The organism is Bradyrhizobium sp. BR 1433 (assembly GCF_051547665.1).
Taxonomy (GTDB): Bacteria; Pseudomonadota; Alphaproteobacteria; order Rhizobiales; family Xanthobacteraceae; genus Bradyrhizobium; species Bradyrhizobium australafricanum.
In genome coordinates, this window is the sequence record NZ_JBPUGG010000001.1 from 1,063,892 (window position 1) to 1,078,357 (window position 14,466).

Genomic DNA, 14,466 nt, shown 5'->3' on the forward strand with positions numbered 1-14,466 from the left:
ATGTTCGCGCGCGATCGCGATGCATCGACTCACGAGACGGCGAGACAATTTTTGAATCGTTCGATTTTTGAATCGTTCAACACTGGATCGATTCAAGGCTCTCACGCGATGCGTGCAATTGCGCGTCATACGCCGTTGTCTCCCGGTCACACAGCCAAGCTTTGCGTGCAACTTCGACAGCTTCTAACCGCGTGCAGGCTGCTCGCGAAAATCACCGTGATAACAACTCGCTCAAGATTTTTTTTACGGAGCGTGGAGTAAATGTCGTGCAGGTGGATTCGGCCGCAGCGGTTTGCTGCTTCGGCTGTCGTTGTGTTTTCGGTTGTTGGTGCGGACGATGTCTTCGCCCAGACGCAATTGCCGTCCGTGACAGTCGAGGCGCCGCAGCGGCAAGCGGCGCGATCGCAGCAGCCTTCGCAACGGTCCACGCGCGCACGCAGCGCCTCGCGCCGCGCGACGGCCGCCCCGGTGGGCGCGCAGCCACAGACCGCTCAGCAGCCCGCGGGCGCCAGCGGCGGGCACGAACGCGCCAACGGCCCGGTCACCGGCTATCTGGCGCGGCTGAGCGCCAGCGGCACCAAGACCAGCACGCCGATCATCCAGACGCCGCAATCGGTGTCGGTCATCAGCGCCGAGCAGATCCGCGACCAGAAGATCGTCAGCAAGTTCGACGAGGTGCTGCGCTACACGCCGGGCGTCATCGGCGGCACCTATGGCGCCGATTTCCGCAACGACTGGTTCATGATCCGCGGCTTCCCCGCGCAGAACGAGTCGCTGTTCCTCGACGGCCTGCAGCTGTTCTACACCTCCTATGCGAGCTGGAAGCTGCAGCCCTTCAATCTCGAGCGTGTCGAGGTGCTGCGCGGTCCGTCCGGCATCCTGTATGGCGGCTCGGCGCCGGGCGGCCTCGTCAACGCGGTGAGCAAGCTGCCGCAGGCCGAGCCCATTCGCTACATCGAGACCGGCGTCAACAATTTCGGCAACGCCTATACCCAGTTCGACATCGGCGGCGCGACGGCGCAGCCCGGCAACGGCCAGGTGCAGTACCGCCTGGTCGGCCAGGTCCAGGGCGGCGGCACCCAGACCGACTATGTCTACGACAACAACTTCTTCTTTGCCCCGTCGGTGACCTGGCGGCCCGATGCCGACACCAGCCTCACCGTGTTCGGCATGGCCTCGCACAGCAACACCCGCGCGCTGAATTTCCTGCCCTATGTCGGCACCGTCACCAACGCGCCGTTCGGCCGGATTCCGACCAGCCTGTTCGTCGGCGATCCCAGCGCCGACCAGTTCCGCCGCGACCAGCAGATGGTCGGCTACCAGTTCCAGAAGAGCGTGACCGACAGCGTCGATTTCCGCCAGAACGCGCGCATGGCGCATGTCGACGTCTATTATGCCGGCCTCTACGGGCTCGGCTACGCGACGACGCCGGCGGCCGCCGACATCGCCCGCGGCAATTTCTACACCCGCGGCATCGCCACCCAGCTCAACCTCGACAATCAGCTCGAATACCGCTTCACCACCGGCGCGCTGCAGCACACCGCGCTGGTCGGCGTCGATCTGAAATATTACGGCATCGACGACCGCCAGGGCTTTGGCATGGGCACGAATCTCAACGTGCTCAATCCGGTCTATGGCACCAACCTGCCGTACAGCGGCCCGCTGTATCAGAACGGCTATCTCGCCCAGGGCATGGCCGGGCTTTATCTACAGGATCAGATCAAGCTCGACCGCCTGACTGTGGTGCTGTCCGGCCGCCAGGACTGGGTCGATCTCACCAACAACAACCGGATCGGCGCCTCCCAGGGCCGCGACGACAGCAAGTTCTCCGGCCGTGTCGGCGCGATCTACAATTTCGACAGCGGCGTTGCGCCCTACGTCTCCTACATGACGGGCTACAATCCGGTCATCGGCACCACCGCGTCCGGCCAATTGCTGCTGCCGGAAACCTCCGAGCAGATCGAGGTCGGCGTCAAGTACGAGCCGGTCGGGCTCAACGCACGGTTCGGCGTCGCGTATTTCGACCTCAAGCGCAAGAACGCGCTGACAACCGATCCGAACAATCCGCTGTTCCAGACCCAGAACGGCGAAGTCACCTCGCGCGGCGTCGAGCTCGAGGCGGTCGCGAACATCACGCGCGATTTCAAGCTGGTGGCGAGCTACACCAATTACGAGCTGTTCGTCAGCAAGGACCTCAACCCCGCGCTGATCGGCACCGTGCCGACCAACGCGCCGCAGCAGCTCGCATCAGTGTGGACCGACTACACCTTCCGTGATGGCCCGCTCACGGGCTTCGGCTTCGGCGGCGGCGTGCGCTATGTCGGCTCGTCCTTTGCCGACACCGCGAACACCGCACGGGTCCCGGGGGTCGTGCTGGGCGACCTCGCCTTGCATTACGAATGGGACAACAACTGGCGCGCGGCGCTCAATGTCGTGAACGTCACCGACAAGATCTATGTCGCGAGCTGCGCGACGATCAGCTCCTGCTACTACGGCGATCGCCGCCGCATCACGGCGAGCCTCGCCTACAAATGGTGAGCTGAACTTTCAGTTCACGGAAAATCATGTGACCGAGAGGCGGCATTCGGCCGCCTCTCTTTTTCGCTGTCGTCAGGGTGGTGTCAGCTTGTCACGCTAGGTTTCGCGTCGCGGCGATATTTGCCGTGCCCAGACTGGCCCGCTCCGAAATGCGAGCCCCGGAGCGGGCCTTTTACGGTCTGGTCGCGTCCTAATCCTCGTTCGCCTTGAATCGCCCCAATCCCTTGAGCACGAACGGCGCCAGCAGCGCGATCAGCGCTATGCCAAGCAGCGTCGCCGACATCGGGCTTTGCAGCAGCACCATGGGATCGCCGAGGCTGATCGCCAGCGCGCGGCGCAACTGGCTTTCGGCGATCGGCCCGAGGATCAGCCCGATCACGACGGGTGCGATCGGGAAGTCGAACCGGCGCATCAGAAAGCCCATGACGCCGAACGCCGCCAGCATCGACAGCTCGACGACCGACGGCTTCGCAGCGATCGTGCCCATGGTGGCGAACACCAGGATGCCGGCATAGAGCCAGGGCTGCGGGATCGCCAGCAGCCGCACCCAAAGGCCGACTAGCGGCAGATCGAGCACCAGCAGCATGCCGTTGGCGATGAACAGGCTCGCGATCAGGCCCCACACCAGGTCGGGCCGCTCCGCGAACAACAGCGGCCCCGGGTTGAGGCCGTATTGCTGGAAGCCCGCCAGCATCATTGCAGCCGTTGCCGAGGTCGGCAGTCCGAGCGTCAAAAGTGGCACCAGCGTGCCGGCGGCGGACGCGTTGTTCGCCGCTTCCGGCCCTGCGACGCCTTCGATCGCGCCCTTGCCGAACTCCTCCGGATGTTCGGTCAGCCGCCGCTCGGTGGAATCGGACAGGAATGTCGGGATCTCCGCCCCGCCGGCCGGCAGCGCCCCGATCGGAAAACCGAACAGCGTGCCGCGCAGCCACGGCTTCCACGACCGCCGCCAGTCCTCCCGTGTCATCCACAGCGAGCCGCGCACCGGCTCGAGCTTCTCCTCGGCGTGATGCCGGCGCGAGGCGACATAGAGCGCCTCGCCGACCGCGAACAGGCCGACCGCGAGCGTCGTCACCTCGACGCCGTCGAGCAGTTCGGGGATGCCGAAGGCAAGCCGCGCCTGACCGGTCAGCTTGTCGATGCCGACCAGCCCGAGCGTGAGGCCGATGAACAGGCTGGTGAGGCCGCGGACCGGCGAGTCGCCGAAGGTTGCCGACACCGTGACGAAGGCGACGCACATCAGCGCGAAGTAATCCTCCGGCCCGAAGCGCACGGCGAAATCGACCAGCCATGGCGCGAGGAATGCGAGGCCGATGGTGGCGATGGTGCCGGCCACGAACGAGCCGATCGCCGAGGTCGCCAGCGCCGGGCCGCCGCGGCCGGCCTTGGCCATCTTGTTGCCCTCGAGCGCGGTCGCCATCGACGCGCTCTCGCCCGGCGTATTGATCAGGATCGCGGTGGTCGATCCGCCATACATGCCGCCATAATAGATGCCGGCGAACATGATCAGCGAGCCGCCGGGATCGAGCTTGTAGGTCACCGGCAGCAGCAGCGCGACCGTCAGCGCCGGACCGATGCCCGGCAACACGCCGACCGCGGTGCCCAGGAACACGCCGATCAGGGCGTAGAGCAGGTTCATCGGCTGCATGGCGACCGCCATGCCGTGCGCCAGCGCGGCGAAAGTGTCCATCACAGCAGTCGCTCCAGCGGGCCGGCGGGAAGGCTCAGCGTCAATAGCTTGTCGAACGCGAGATAAATCAGCGTCGTGATCACGAGCGCGATGGCGGTGTCGGCGAGGACGGCGCGGCGGCCGAACGCCGCCGACGTGGTGACGAACAGCGCCGAGGTGGCGAGGATGAAACCGCCGCCAAGGCCGATGATGGCGATCAGGAGCGCCAGGCCGCCGATGATCAGCCACACCGGTTTCGGATCCATGCTCTCGCGCGGCGGCAGGTTGCCGCGCAGCGCATCAATCAGATTACCGATCGCCAGAATGACGAGGCCGATCGCGATGACGACCGGCATCGCCTCCGGCCCCATGCCGTACATCGTGGTGGACGGCAGCTTGCTGGCGTCCCACACCAGCACCGCGGCAAGCCCGGCAAGCGCGGCCGCGATGACCACGCCGGCGCGATCGACGCGTCGCGCCGGCGCGGGCCGGAGATCTTCAGACGCCGCGTCCGGCGTCATGACTTCACGAGGCCGACGGACTTGAGCACGTCAGTGACCCGAACGATTTCCTTCTTCAGGAACTCCGCGAAGGCGTCGCCGCCAAGGTAGGCGTCGTCCCAGCCCTTCTGCTTCAGGATCTCCTTCCAGGCATCGGACTTCACCATCTTCTCGACCGCATCGCTCAGCACCTTGCGCTGCTCCGGCGTGATGCCGGGCGGTGCGACCACCGAGCGCCAATTGGCCAGCACGAGATCGATGCCCTGCTCCTTGAAGGTCGGGATATCGACGCCGGGCAGACGGTTCGCCGACGTCACGCCGAGCGCGCGCAACTTGCCGGCCTTGATCTGGCCTTCATATTCGCTGAGGCCGGAAATGCCGGCCGTGACCTTGCCGCCGAGAATGGCCGCAAGCGACTCGCCGCCGCCCGAGAACGGAATGTAGTTGATCTTCTTGGCATCGGCGCCGACCGTGCCCGCGAACAGCGCCGCCATCACATGGTCGACGCCGCCGGCCGAGCCGCCTGCAAAGGTCACCTTGGCGATATCGGCCTTCACCGCGGCGGCGAGATCCTGCGCCGTCTTGATCGGCGAGTTCGCCGGCACCACAATGACCTGGGTCTCCTCGGTGAGGCGCGCAATCGGCGTCACCTGATCCAGCGTCACCGGCGACTTGTTCATGGCGAGTGCGCCCACCATGACGAAGCCGTTCACCATCATCTGGTTGCCGTCGCCCTTGGCGCCATTGACGAACTGCGCGATGCCGACGCTGCCGCCGGCGCCGGGAACGTTGGTGACCTGGACGCTGCGCGCGACACCGGAGGCGACCAGCGCCTGCTGCATCGAGCGCGCCGTCTGATCCCATCCGCCGCCCGGAGCCGCCGGCGCCATCAGCTTGAGCTCGAGCTGCTGCGCGGGCGCCGGACCGCTCGCCCCAAGCAACAGCTCGACGACCGCGCCGAACAGGCGCATGTGGGACGGGATCATGGGGCTTCCTCCTGAATTTTCGGAAAGCAGCCTGCCGATCGCCGGCTGCATCCGGTCATGTGATCGCATCGCCACTCGGAGCGCGGTCCCTTCGGGTCAGGAATCGCTCGCCGATCTCGCGTCTGCGTATCCCTAGCGACCATTCGCCACAGCCTTCGGCAAGCCGGAGGGCGCAGCTAGCCAGTGCTGCAAATCGCCGCACCCTCTCGGATCGTTTTTCGCTTGCATTGATTCGGCACGACTCACCAACGCAAGCCTGGTTCTACGGAACCTTCGCCATTTTCTCCCGTTCCACCTCCGCCGATTGGTACGGCTATTGGAGGAGAGAACATGAAGTTCAAGACCATTGTCGCGGCATCTTTGCTTGCCGCTTTCGTCTCGCCGGCATTCGCAGCGGATGAATTCTATGTCGTCCAGGATGTGAAGACGAAGAAGTGCACGATCGTCGACAAGAAGCCCGTCGACACGACCACCACCGTCGTCAGCCCGTCAGGCACCGTCTACAAGACGCGCTCCGAGGCCGAGACCGGCATGAAGAGCGTCAAGGTCTGTACCTCGGACTAGGAGGCGATCGCATGCCAGTCATCATTCTTTGGGCCGTGCCGGCGATCATCGTCATCGGCGGCGGAATCTACCTGTTCGGCCATTTTCACTGAAGGCGAGGAGTTTCACTTATGAAGTACTTAGCTATTGGCTGCATCATGGCCGCAGCGTTTGCATCGGCTGGACAGGCAGCAACCACCATGCCCGCCGCGCCGGCGGACAGTTCGACCATCACCAACTACTACAAGCAGAATGTCTACGACCCGAAGGAATCCAAGATCGGGACGATCGACGACGTGCTTGTCGACAAGTCCGGCAAGGTGACCGGCCTCGTCGTCGGTGTCGGCGGCTTCCTCGGCGCCGGCGAGAAGGACGTGATCGTGCCGTTCACGGCCGTCAAGTCTCAAAAGAAGGACGACAAGTGGTGGCTTACGCTCGACGAGACCAAGGACAGCCTGAAGGCCGCACCTGGTTTCAAATACGATCGCGCCAGTACGACTTGGAAGCCGGAGAATAAGTAGCATCGACGCCCCGTCTGCTCGCTCGAGCGGACGGGCGCTACGGCGGATGATTCATGCAAGTGATGGCGGCCCTATCCAAGCTCGCCGGAACGGACCAGGGTCGCGCAACGAAACGGCCCCAGCACCTTCGGGGGCCTGGAGGCCGGTGCTGGGGCCGGTTGCCTGATCCGGGGCTGAGCTGTTGGAGCCAGGCAGTCCAATCGATCAACGCCCCCGCGGTTCCGGCATTAGCCTATGTAAATCGGCGATCTGATTTTCCACCGGGATGTCTGGTCTGCAACAGGCCTCCCTCGAGCGGCGTTGATCGGCCGCCGCTTCAGCGGCGGTTCTGACGCGGAGAATCAACCGCAAAAATATTTCGGCCGGGTTCTTGACACGGTATCTGCGGTTTTTATTTTCTTCCGCGCCAGCCCCCATCGCGGAGGCTGGGCCTGGTCGCCCCTCGGGGCCAGGCGAGACGGGCACCGGTCGTGTCCGGTGCCGTTCATATCCATCTTGCTCTATGGAGGATTTGGCTATGCGCACATACGACTTCTCCCCCTGTTCCGGTCGACCATCGGATTCGACCGGCTCTTTGATCTCGCCGAAGCAGCCCACCGGGCCGGCGAAGATCACTACCCGCCCTACAACATCGAACGGCTGTCCGAAGACCGCTATCAGATCGTGCTCGCGATCGCCGGTTTTGCGCCGGATGAAATTTCTGTCACGGCGGAGCAGAACGTTCTGACTGTCGAAGGCGTCAAGGTCGAAAAGGCCGAGCGCGAATACATCTATCAGGGCATCTCGACGCGCAGGTTCAAGCGCCAGTTCAGCCTGGCGGACTACGTCGAGGTCAAGAGCGCGGCATTCGACAACGGGCTTCTCAGGATCGAGCTGGCGCGCGAGGTGCCGGAGGCGATGAAGCCGCGACGCATCGCGATCAACGCGGCATCGAACACGGCGCCCCGACAGCTCGAAAACGTCGCCGCCTGATTGAACCGGCGAAGCCGCGTCCGACGAACAGGTCGCGGCTTCGTCTTCTCACTCTTCTCAGCAACTCGTCTTTCGAACGGAGGTATCCATGCGGCCGACGACCGCTCCTGCTCATAACGTTATTGGCTTTCATCTGCCGATTGGCGATTACCACCAATATGAGGTCCCGCACGATGTGGTGCGGATCCTCGCCTGAGCCTCGCCGAGAAGCGCGCTCTCCTGGCATCCTGGGCCTCGGACGCCAGCGCTGTAGCGTCCAATCCCGCCTTGCGGGCACCCAAGGGGCTGAAAGCGCCCGTTCCTGTCCGCGACATCCTCGAAGCGCTTCGCGCGCTCGACGGCGATCCGCGCCATCCGCCAGGCGGCCGGCCTGCACGCCTGCGCTCCGTCGACCGCTGCCTGGCTGCATAGGAGCGCGAGATGACAGACATCAGTCTACCGAAGCAGGTCATCGACCGCCTTGAGGAACGCTGGCGGTCAAGATTTGGACACGCAAGGCGCCGGAGCTCACAACTGTTCGACCATCGGCTTGAACAGCTGCGCGCTCATCGCAACAATATTCATCGGTATCGGCGACTGCTGCAGACCCAGCTCTCCGACCTCGAGCGTGAATTCATTGAAAGACGGCTCGCCGAAGAAGTCACGGCGATGCAAGGCCTCGCGGCCGACATTCCGCCACTTCCCTCCTCGTTCGATCGCGCGGCTTGCGAGGAGATCACGTCATGAATGGGCTGCAACAACTGCTCATAAGAGGCAGCGAAAAAGTCATCGGTCACTATCAATTCCTGCTGGATAGCGCGACCTCGGAACGAGAGCGCGAACGCTATCGACGGAGGATCGAGGAAGAACGCCGGATACTAGGCCGGTTGCTCGACGATTCCGATCGGTCGGCACGCGCTGCGTGAGCGATCATGGCGGCGGGAGATCAATATCGCTCGCGATGCCCGCCGCTCGCCTCGCGCGAAGGCCGCAAGGCCACCCCGGGCCTTCGAACCATCAAAGGACGCATCCGTTATTCCGGGGCTTGATACGCATCCGGGAGAGGTTGCCTTATGTATCGGATCTACTATTTCGCTGTCTTCCTCGCTGTGACCGGCCCAGTCTTTGGCTCATTGGTCGCGCTGGAGAAGATCTTTCATTCCATGGGTTCCGCGTAACGATCCCGACCGAAGGTCTCGGATCGGAGCCCTGATTCGGAATTTCACCCCAGCAAGAGCCAGGCCATGGAGGCGATGAGAGCCACAAGCGACACGGTCGCAGCGCTTACAAAGGCAATCTCTACACCGTCGATATGGTGGTGGTTTGTATGCATTGAGCGTCCTCCTAGATGGGTGCCCGCGGACCTTGGGACAGTAGCCACGCCGTCAAATTGGCGGTGGTTTCGTCATGCCGCGCCTGCCTCAACAGGGTCTCTCGCTCTCGACAGGGAGGAAGGTTCTTGGCCCGTTGACGTAGCCGTTCGGCTTCTTGGGCAAGGCGTTTTTCAAGGGGGAAAATCTGCCTAACCCGGCGTCGTCGTTTGATGGCTCCTCTCTCCAACGCTGACGTTTGGCTGCCCCCCAAAAGCAAAATCAAAAAGCCCGGAGAGCGTGAAAAGTTCCTGCCAGCTTCGCGTCAATGAAGATCAGACGGATGGAACTAGCGAAACGGCGTGGAAGTTACAGGGCATGGGCATAGCCAAGGACCTGAAGAAGCAGGCCAAGACCGCCGAGCAGGCGGCGGTGCGGACGGCTGACGAATTCGCGGCCGAGCAAATGAAGAGCCTCGCCCAAGCCTTCCGGGCTCAGGCCGAGGTCGTCAAGCGAAACAAGAAAAAGAAGAAAGATGAGCTTCACCGTAAAAGCTAGGTGCAGGTTTGGAGAGATCGTGCACCGTCGTGGCACGGCCGAAGCAGCTCTGCGCAAGGCAAAAGAGCTTTCACGGTCGCAGTGTTACGACATCCACATCGTGACACCTGAAGGCCGAGACTACGACTCGTCCGAGTTTGGGGATCTTCCCGCACGCCACTGGCTGTGCGCGTTGCTCAGAAAGGCCACACCTCTCCACAGGGTAGTAGAGGTTTCAAAACGGCAGGCTCAAAAAGCGGCCCCAGCTAACCGCATCACCCGTTGGGTGCGCTCTTCCCCATCGCCTCGCGCGCGCCATCGGCGAGACAATCAATGGCGGTCGCGATATCCCCGCCGCTGCTGACCATATGCGGCGCGAGGATTGATCCCGCAGGTCACGTTCCTTCCGGAAGCTGACGCGAGACACTGGGCACGGGTTTGGTACATGCAATCGCCGGGATAGCCGACGCCGCGCCCCTGCACGCACCAGCGATAATCCCGGGCGCTGGCCGGGCTCACATTTGCCAGTCCCGCAACGCCGAACGCCAGGACGAACCCCAGGACAGCGAATTGGACAGTTGTGCGCATGATCGGCTCCTCGCAAGCAATCGAGGACCAACGGAGCGGCAAGATCAGCGTTCCCTTCGGTCGCGTGCGGGCCGGCGAGCCGCCAGGATCGCGCGCCGCAGCCGGAGCGGCCGCGCCGAGCGCGAGCGCAGGAACCATGCTCCGTTGGGTCGGTTGTCGGGAAACCATCCATCCCACAGAAGTCACTTGGCATGCCGTCACGACTGCTTTGGTTTCTGGGGTTTCCGGTTCTGGTTGTTCTGGGTAGTTGCGGCGATCAACTCGAGTGCAATTCAATCGAAACCCGGAAGGCCGTGCTCCAGACCATCTCCAACGATCACCGCAATCCGCTTGTCAATTTCGCCGCCAGGGAATCGACGGCGAAGCCCACTGCGGAAAACGCAAATCCACAATACCTCCTCGGTGAAAAGATCGTCACGACCTCGGCAAGTGAGGACAAGCGAACATTGCAATGCAGCGGCGGCATCTCGGTTTCCGTGGGCGACATCAAGGCTTCCAAGGAAGTCGAATTCACCGTGCAGAAATCGAGCGACGGAAAGTTGGCGGTTTCGGTTGCTCCATTTCAGTTTTGAGTTGCGACAAACTCAGTGTCGTCCTGGCGAAAGCCAGGACCCATTACCCCAAATGACGCGAGACAGAGTGCGAAACCAGGCGCGCCGCTAAAGCCCGGTATAGCCGGCCTTCACGTGGTCGGTACTGCCGTCGAGCTGGCGCAGATAAGTCAGCCCGCACACCGTCAACCGATGCGGATCGCGTTCGCCGGCGTCGAACAGCGTCTGCACGTACTCTGTCACCTTCGCCCGCGCTTCGTCGCTCGCAGCGGGCGTGCGGTTGAGCAGCAGATCATACGTCTGCATGATCCGATCGATAGCGGCTTCCATTGAAGTCTCCGGGTTGACGCTCAGGCGACCACCAGCGTCTCGGCCTCGAACTTCGCGATCGCCTTGTTGGCGAGGCGGAGGCGGTTCATCTCACCGCGCTGGAACAGCTTCACGATGATGCCGAGCAGGCGCTCATTGGTGGCGAAATTGTCGGGAATGGCGCCGGATTTGCGCAGATAGTTCGAGGCGATCGCGTAGGCGTCACCGACGACCTCGACATTCAGCACCTCAATCCCGCGTTCGAGCAACATATCCCTGCCTCTCCGTTGGCTAACGGATAAGCCGCAGGGAACGCCTTGGTTCCTCGCCGGGGCTCATTTATTTTCGCAGTGCAGCATGAAAAACGCATCGGCCGGGCATGACCGATGCGTTGACTGAAGCAAGGCTGGACTGGAGGAAGGCTGCCGGTCTTCTCGAGCGGCCGGCTTGGCCATCAGGCGAAAACAGGAAGGCTCAGAGGCGATACAGGATCTGGTCGGTCCAGAAGCGCTCGAGGCGATGCAGCGATTTGTTGAGGCTCGCGAACTCCTCGTTCGAGATGCCGCCAACCTGCTCCACCGTCTTGACGTGCTTCTGATAGAGCGCGTCGACGATCTTGCGGACTTCCTGGCCCTGCGGGGTCAGGCGGATGCGGACCGAGCGGCGATCGACGCGCGAACGCTGATGATCGAGGAAGCCGAGCTCGACGAGCTTCTTCAGATTGTAGGAAACGTTGGAGCCGAGATAGTAGCCGCGGGTGCGCAGCTCGCCGGCGGTCAACTCCTTGTCGCCGATGTTGTACAGGAGCAGCGCCTGCACCGAGTTGATGTCGGCGCGGCCACGACGATCGAATTCGTCCTTGATGACGTCGAGGAGCCGGCGATGCAGCCGCTCCACCAAAGTCAGGGCTTCGAGATAGAGCGGCTGCACCGGAGCTTGACCGGTAGCGCGATCAGCGGCATCCGCCGCCGTTGTCGCAACGGCTTTCATCATGACACTTCCCCTGTTTGTCGTTTTTATCGACTTTATTCGACGAAACTTGTGTCCCGCCTGATAGGTCCAACGTAAGGGGGCCGTTTGAATATCCGCTTAAATAAGAGAATAAAGAGATCATGAATTTAAGACAGTGAATCGTGGATTAAGCCCATGGATCAAAGGCTTTTCGCAACTTTTCATTGACGGTGGCGGACCCTTGTTCACGCTTCGTCTGCCTGCCCTGTCACATTCGGAAACAGCATCGTCTGAATTCGAAACGGTGGCGTAACGGGTATGAGGGAACCCTTTACGGTGACCGATCGGTTACCGGAAAATTCTTTGAAAATTTTATCGGAGTGCAGCGGCGGGACGTGCACGCGATGCGCGCAAGCGGTGCAGATCTGTTGCGGAGAGCAAGACCGGTTCCGCCGTCGGCCCGCGCAAAGCCGGCCGGCACACGCGCCGAGGTCCGGTGAAATGGGCCCCGACGGCAGGTCCCGTAGAGACGGTCCCGGAAGGGGGTGTCTCAAACGGATGCGATCTGTCGGCACCCACCTATCAGAACCAGCAATGCTGTCTTCTCGTTGCGCGCACGGCTGCCAAATATTGCCGGCCGCGGCCGGCTATTCGTGGCGCTGTCGCCACGGGGCAACAGTGCATCAGGCCATCGCTGCACGCCGGCCTATGGCGGGCGTTCGCGCGCCGACATCCAGGCCAGCGCGAGATAGGCGGCGAGCATCAGCGCCTCGAGCCCGACCACGGTGAGACTACCGCCATAGATGCCGGGAAACATCAGCTCGATGACCGCCATCGACACCACGGTGGTCAGCCACACCACGGCGCCCCAGGGCGTCGCGAGCCAGAGCCCGACGGCGGCGACGAGCTCGATGACGGCGAAATAGATCGTGGCGGTCTGCCAGGCCATCGACTGGTTCTCGAAGGCCTCCTCCTCGCCGCCGACGAAGCCGGTTACCTGGGCCCAGTGATAGAGGCCCTTGGCGACCGAGACGACAGCCATGATGCGCAGGAAGATGACGAGGCGCCGCGTCCACGCATTGTCGTCCGGCTCGATCCGGTCGGACGAGATCGCGCTCACCGAGATGGCATTGTCCCGCGCCTGATCGCGTGCAGAGGTGTCAGACATCCGAATCGCCGCAGAGCGGCTGCAAAATGGGGTTCATGGGCGCAGTCTTGGCCCGCCGGGGACGCAAAATCAATTGCCGTTGCGGCAAATCAAGGGCGCCACGGATGCAATAGCGGCGCAATGACGGCGGCCCTGACAGGTGCTAGAACCGGAGTTATATCAGGTCCAGACCTTATCAGGTCCGGAACTGCCGTCCGTCGAGGAGAAGACAACATGGCGATCAAATTCGGGCGCCCGATCGAACTGCGCGATGCGCCCCGGCGCCAGACTGACGCCCTCGCCTCTCCCTCGCTCGACCTCACGATCCGGATGCGGCGCAACCGCAAGTCGGAATGGGCCCGACGCCTGGTGCGCGAGAACGTGCTGACCACCAACGACCTGATCTGGCCGATGTTCGTGGTCGATGGCCACAACACCCGCACGCCGGTGGCCTCGATGCCCGGCGTCGACCGGCTCACCGTCGACCAGATCGTCCGCGACGCCGAGCGCGCGGCAAGGCTCAACATCCCCTGCATCGCGCTGTTCCCTTTCACCGAGCCGTCGCTGCGCGACGAGCAGGGCTTGGAGGCGCTCAATCCCGACAATCTGGTCTGCCAGGCGGTGCGCGCGATCAAGAAGGAGTTTCCCGACATCGGCGTGCTGTGCGACGTCGCGCTCGATCCCTTCACCAGCCATGGCCATGACGGGCTGATCGAAGGCGGCAAGATCCTCAACGACGAGACCGTCGCGGTGCTGGTGAAGCAGGCGCTGACCCAGGCCGAGGCCGGCTGCGACGTGATCGCGCCCTCGGACATGATGGACGGCAGGATCGGCGCGATCCGCGAGGCGCTCGATGACAACGGCTTCGGCGACGTGCAGATCATGTCCTATGCGGCGAAATACGCCTCCGCCTTCTACGGCCCGTTCCGCGACGCGATCGGCTCGGCCAAGACGCTGACCGGCGACAAGCGCACCTATCAGATGGACAGCGCCAATTCCGACGAGGCGCTGCGCGAGGTCGAGCTCGACATCGCCGAGGGCGCCGACATGGTGATGGTGAAGCCGGGCATGCCCTATCTCGACATCGTCCGCCGCGTGAAGGACCATTTCGCGATGCCGACCTTCGTGTACCAGGTGTCCGGCGAGTACGCGATGATCGCGGGCGCCGCTGCCAATGGCTGGATCGACGGCGAGCGCGCGATGATGGAGAGCCTGGTCGGCTTCAAGCGCGCCGGCGCCGACGGCATCCTTACCTATTTCGCGCCGAAGGCCGCCGAAAAGATCAAGGCGGAGAGCTGACGGCCGCCGCCGCTATTGCGACCAGTGAATCGCTTCGCTCCGCTCGCAATGACGGCGTGAAGGTAG

The 14,466-nt window shown here is 63.1% G+C and carries 16 protein-coding genes and 1 pseudogene; 8 read left to right on the forward strand and 9 right to left on the reverse strand.

From position 1 onward, the window contains the following. Positions 1–261: 261 nt before the first annotated feature. Positions 262–2,538, forward strand: a complete 2,277-nt coding sequence (locus tag ACSKB9_RS05410; protein ID WP_438071922.1) for a TonB-dependent siderophore receptor — start codon at positions 262–264, stop codon at positions 2,536–2,538. A gap of 190 nt (positions 2,539–2,728) precedes the next feature. Here the strand turns inward: ACSKB9_RS05410 and ACSKB9_RS05415 are convergent, their stop codons facing one another. Genes ACSKB9_RS05415 through ACSKB9_RS05425 form a run of 3 tightly spaced genes read right to left on the reverse strand, consistent with a single transcriptional unit; the run spans position 2,729 to position 5,693 of the window. Beyond that, positions 2,729–4,228 (reverse strand): tripartite tricarboxylate transporter permease, encoded by a 1,500-nt coding sequence (locus ACSKB9_RS05415; RefSeq protein ID WP_438071923.1) that lies wholly within the window; start codon positions 4,226–4,228, stop codon positions 2,729–2,731. Then, the gene (locus ACSKB9_RS05420; protein ID WP_438071924.1) at positions 4,228–4,728 is read right to left on the reverse strand and encodes a tripartite tricarboxylate transporter TctB family protein; all 501 of its coding nucleotides are present in this window, start codon (positions 4,726–4,728) and stop codon (positions 4,228–4,230) included. Before ACSKB9_RS05420 ends, ACSKB9_RS05415 begins: the two co-directional genes overlap by 1 nt. Further along, complete coding sequence (locus ACSKB9_RS05425; RefSeq protein WP_438071925.1) at positions 4,725–5,693, reverse strand: Bug family tripartite tricarboxylate transporter substrate binding protein; 969 nt, start codon at positions 5,691–5,693, stop codon at positions 4,725–4,727. Before ACSKB9_RS05425 ends, ACSKB9_RS05420 begins: the two co-directional genes overlap by 4 nt. Positions 5,694–6,023: 330 nt before the next feature. Here ACSKB9_RS05425 and ACSKB9_RS05430 point away from each other — a divergent pair, with 330 nt between their 5' ends. The 3 genes and pseudogenes from ACSKB9_RS05430 to ACSKB9_RS05440 all read left to right on the forward strand — a co-directional run bounded on the left by ACSKB9_RS05430 (position 6,024) and on the right by ACSKB9_RS05440 (position 7,729). After that, on the forward strand, positions 6,024–6,257 hold the full coding sequence (locus tag ACSKB9_RS05430; protein WP_057020731.1) for a hypothetical protein: 234 nt from the start codon (positions 6,024–6,026) through the stop codon (positions 6,255–6,257). Between the two features lie 137 nt (positions 6,258–6,394). Beyond that, positions 6,395–6,757, forward strand: coding sequence for a PRC-barrel domain-containing protein (locus ACSKB9_RS05435; protein WP_438071926.1), 363 nt, complete (start codon positions 6,395–6,397; stop codon positions 6,755–6,757). A gap of 517 nt (positions 6,758–7,274) precedes the next feature. Then, positions 7,275–7,729 (forward strand): annotated as a pseudogene (locus ACSKB9_RS05440) (Hsp20 family protein). A gap of 507 nt (positions 7,730–8,236) precedes the next feature. On the opposite strand, the gene ACSKB9_RS05445 reads toward ACSKB9_RS05440, so the two are convergent. Beyond that, positions 8,237–8,383: a hypothetical protein gene (locus ACSKB9_RS05445; protein ID WP_438071927.1), complete on the reverse strand. Its 147-nt coding sequence runs from the start codon at positions 8,381–8,383 to the stop codon at positions 8,237–8,239. Between the two features lie 68 nt (positions 8,384–8,451). On the opposite strand from ACSKB9_RS05445, the gene ACSKB9_RS05450 reads away from it, so the two are divergent. Then, complete coding sequence (locus tag ACSKB9_RS05450) at positions 8,452–8,634, forward strand: hypothetical protein (RefSeq protein ID WP_438071928.1); 183 nt, start codon at positions 8,452–8,454, stop codon at positions 8,632–8,634. A 762-nt stretch (positions 8,635–9,396) separates the two neighbouring features. Further along, positions 9,397–9,576, forward strand: coding sequence for a hypothetical protein (locus ACSKB9_RS05455; protein WP_016845008.1), 180 nt, complete (start codon positions 9,397–9,399; stop codon positions 9,574–9,576). A gap of 309 nt (positions 9,577–9,885) precedes the next feature. Here ACSKB9_RS05455 and ACSKB9_RS05460 read toward each other — a convergent pair whose 3' ends face one another. Further along, positions 9,886–10,311: a DUF3551 domain-containing protein gene (locus ACSKB9_RS05460; protein ID WP_438080072.1), complete on the reverse strand. Its 426-nt coding sequence runs from the start codon at positions 10,309–10,311 to the stop codon at positions 9,886–9,888. 23 nt (positions 10,312–10,334) lie between these two features. On the opposite strand from ACSKB9_RS05460, the gene ACSKB9_RS05465 reads away from it, so the two are divergent. After that, positions 10,335–10,715 (forward strand): hypothetical protein, encoded by a 381-nt coding sequence (locus tag ACSKB9_RS05465; RefSeq protein WP_438071929.1) that lies wholly within the window; start codon positions 10,335–10,337, stop codon positions 10,713–10,715. Positions 10,716–10,802: 87 nt separating this feature from the next. On the opposite strand, the gene ACSKB9_RS05470 is transcribed toward ACSKB9_RS05465, so the two are convergent. The 4 genes from ACSKB9_RS05470 to ACSKB9_RS05485 form a co-directional block, all read right to left on the reverse strand. Then, positions 10,803–11,024 carry a hypothetical protein gene (locus tag ACSKB9_RS05470; protein ID WP_016845010.1) on the reverse strand — a complete coding sequence of 74 codons (222 nt, stop codon included), beginning with the start codon at positions 11,022–11,024 and terminating at the stop codon, positions 10,803–10,805. Between the two features lie 20 nt (positions 11,025–11,044). Further along, positions 11,045–11,275, reverse strand: a complete 231-nt coding sequence (locus ACSKB9_RS05475) for a hypothetical protein (protein WP_016845011.1) — start codon at positions 11,273–11,275, stop codon at positions 11,045–11,047. A 202-nt stretch (positions 11,276–11,477) separates the two neighbouring features. Beyond that, complete coding sequence (gene ldtR, locus ACSKB9_RS05480) at positions 11,478–11,996, reverse strand: transcriptional regulator LdtR (RefSeq protein WP_018271925.1); 519 nt, start codon at positions 11,994–11,996, stop codon at positions 11,478–11,480. A 664-nt stretch (positions 11,997–12,660) separates the two neighbouring features. Beyond that, positions 12,661–13,122, reverse strand: coding sequence for a DUF6163 family protein (locus ACSKB9_RS05485; protein ID WP_016845013.1), 462 nt, complete (start codon positions 13,120–13,122; stop codon positions 12,661–12,663). A gap of 213 nt (positions 13,123–13,335) precedes the next feature. Between ACSKB9_RS05485 and hemB the strand changes: the two genes are divergently transcribed. Continuing rightward, positions 13,336–14,400, forward strand: a complete 1,065-nt coding sequence (gene hemB / locus ACSKB9_RS05490) for a porphobilinogen synthase (RefSeq protein ID WP_438071930.1) — start codon at positions 13,336–13,338, stop codon at positions 14,398–14,400. The last annotated feature ends 66 nt before the right edge of the window (positions 14,401–14,466 follow it).

What these genes read in the sequence shown, in the direction of transcription:
- ACSKB9_RS05455 (WP_016845008.1), top strand. Translation starts at nt 9,397, where the DNA reads ATGGGCATAGCCAAGGACCTGAAGAAGCAGGCCAAGACCGCCGAGCAG.
- hemB (WP_438071930.1), top strand. Translation starts at nt 13,336, where the DNA reads ATGGCGATCAAATTCGGGCGCCCGATCGAACTGCGCGATGCGCCCCGG.
- ACSKB9_RS05425 (WP_438071925.1), bottom strand. Translation starts at nt 5,693, where the DNA reads ATGATCCCGTCCCACATGCGCCTGTTCGGCGCGGTCGTCGAGCTGTTG.
- ACSKB9_RS05420 (WP_438071924.1), bottom strand. Translation starts at nt 4,728, where the DNA reads ATGACGCCGGACGCGGCGTCTGAAGATCTCCGGCCCGCGCCGGCGCGA.
- ACSKB9_RS05410 (WP_438071922.1), top strand. Translation starts at nt 262, where the DNA reads ATGTCGTGCAGGTGGATTCGGCCGCAGCGGTTTGCTGCTTCGGCTGTC.
- ACSKB9_RS05460 (WP_438080072.1), bottom strand. Translation starts at nt 10,311, where the DNA reads ATGGTTTCCCGACAACCGACCCAACGGAGCATGGTTCCTGCGCTCGCG.
- ldtR (WP_018271925.1), bottom strand. Translation starts at nt 11,996, where the DNA reads ATGATGAAAGCCGTTGCGACAACGGCGGCGGATGCCGCTGATCGCGCT.
- ACSKB9_RS05470 (WP_016845010.1), bottom strand. Translation starts at nt 11,024, where the DNA reads ATGGAAGCCGCTATCGATCGGATCATGCAGACGTATGATCTGCTGCTC.
- ACSKB9_RS05465 (WP_438071929.1), top strand. Translation starts at nt 10,335, where the DNA reads ATGCCGTCACGACTGCTTTGGTTTCTGGGGTTTCCGGTTCTGGTTGTT.
- ACSKB9_RS05435 (WP_438071926.1), top strand. Translation starts at nt 6,395, where the DNA reads ATGGCCGCAGCGTTTGCATCGGCTGGACAGGCAGCAACCACCATGCCC.
- ACSKB9_RS05430 (WP_057020731.1), top strand. Translation starts at nt 6,024, where the DNA reads ATGAAGTTCAAGACCATTGTCGCGGCATCTTTGCTTGCCGCTTTCGTC.
- ACSKB9_RS05475 (WP_016845011.1), bottom strand. Translation starts at nt 11,275, where the DNA reads ATGTTGCTCGAACGCGGGATTGAGGTGCTGAATGTCGAGGTCGTCGGT.
- ACSKB9_RS05415 (WP_438071923.1), bottom strand. Translation starts at nt 4,228, where the DNA reads ATGGACACTTTCGCCGCGCTGGCGCACGGCATGGCGGTCGCCATGCAG.
- ACSKB9_RS05450 (WP_438071928.1), top strand. Translation starts at nt 8,452, where the DNA reads ATGAATGGGCTGCAACAACTGCTCATAAGAGGCAGCGAAAAAGTCATC.
- ACSKB9_RS05485 (WP_016845013.1), bottom strand. Translation starts at nt 13,122, where the DNA reads ATGTCTGACACCTCTGCACGCGATCAGGCGCGGGACAATGCCATCTCG.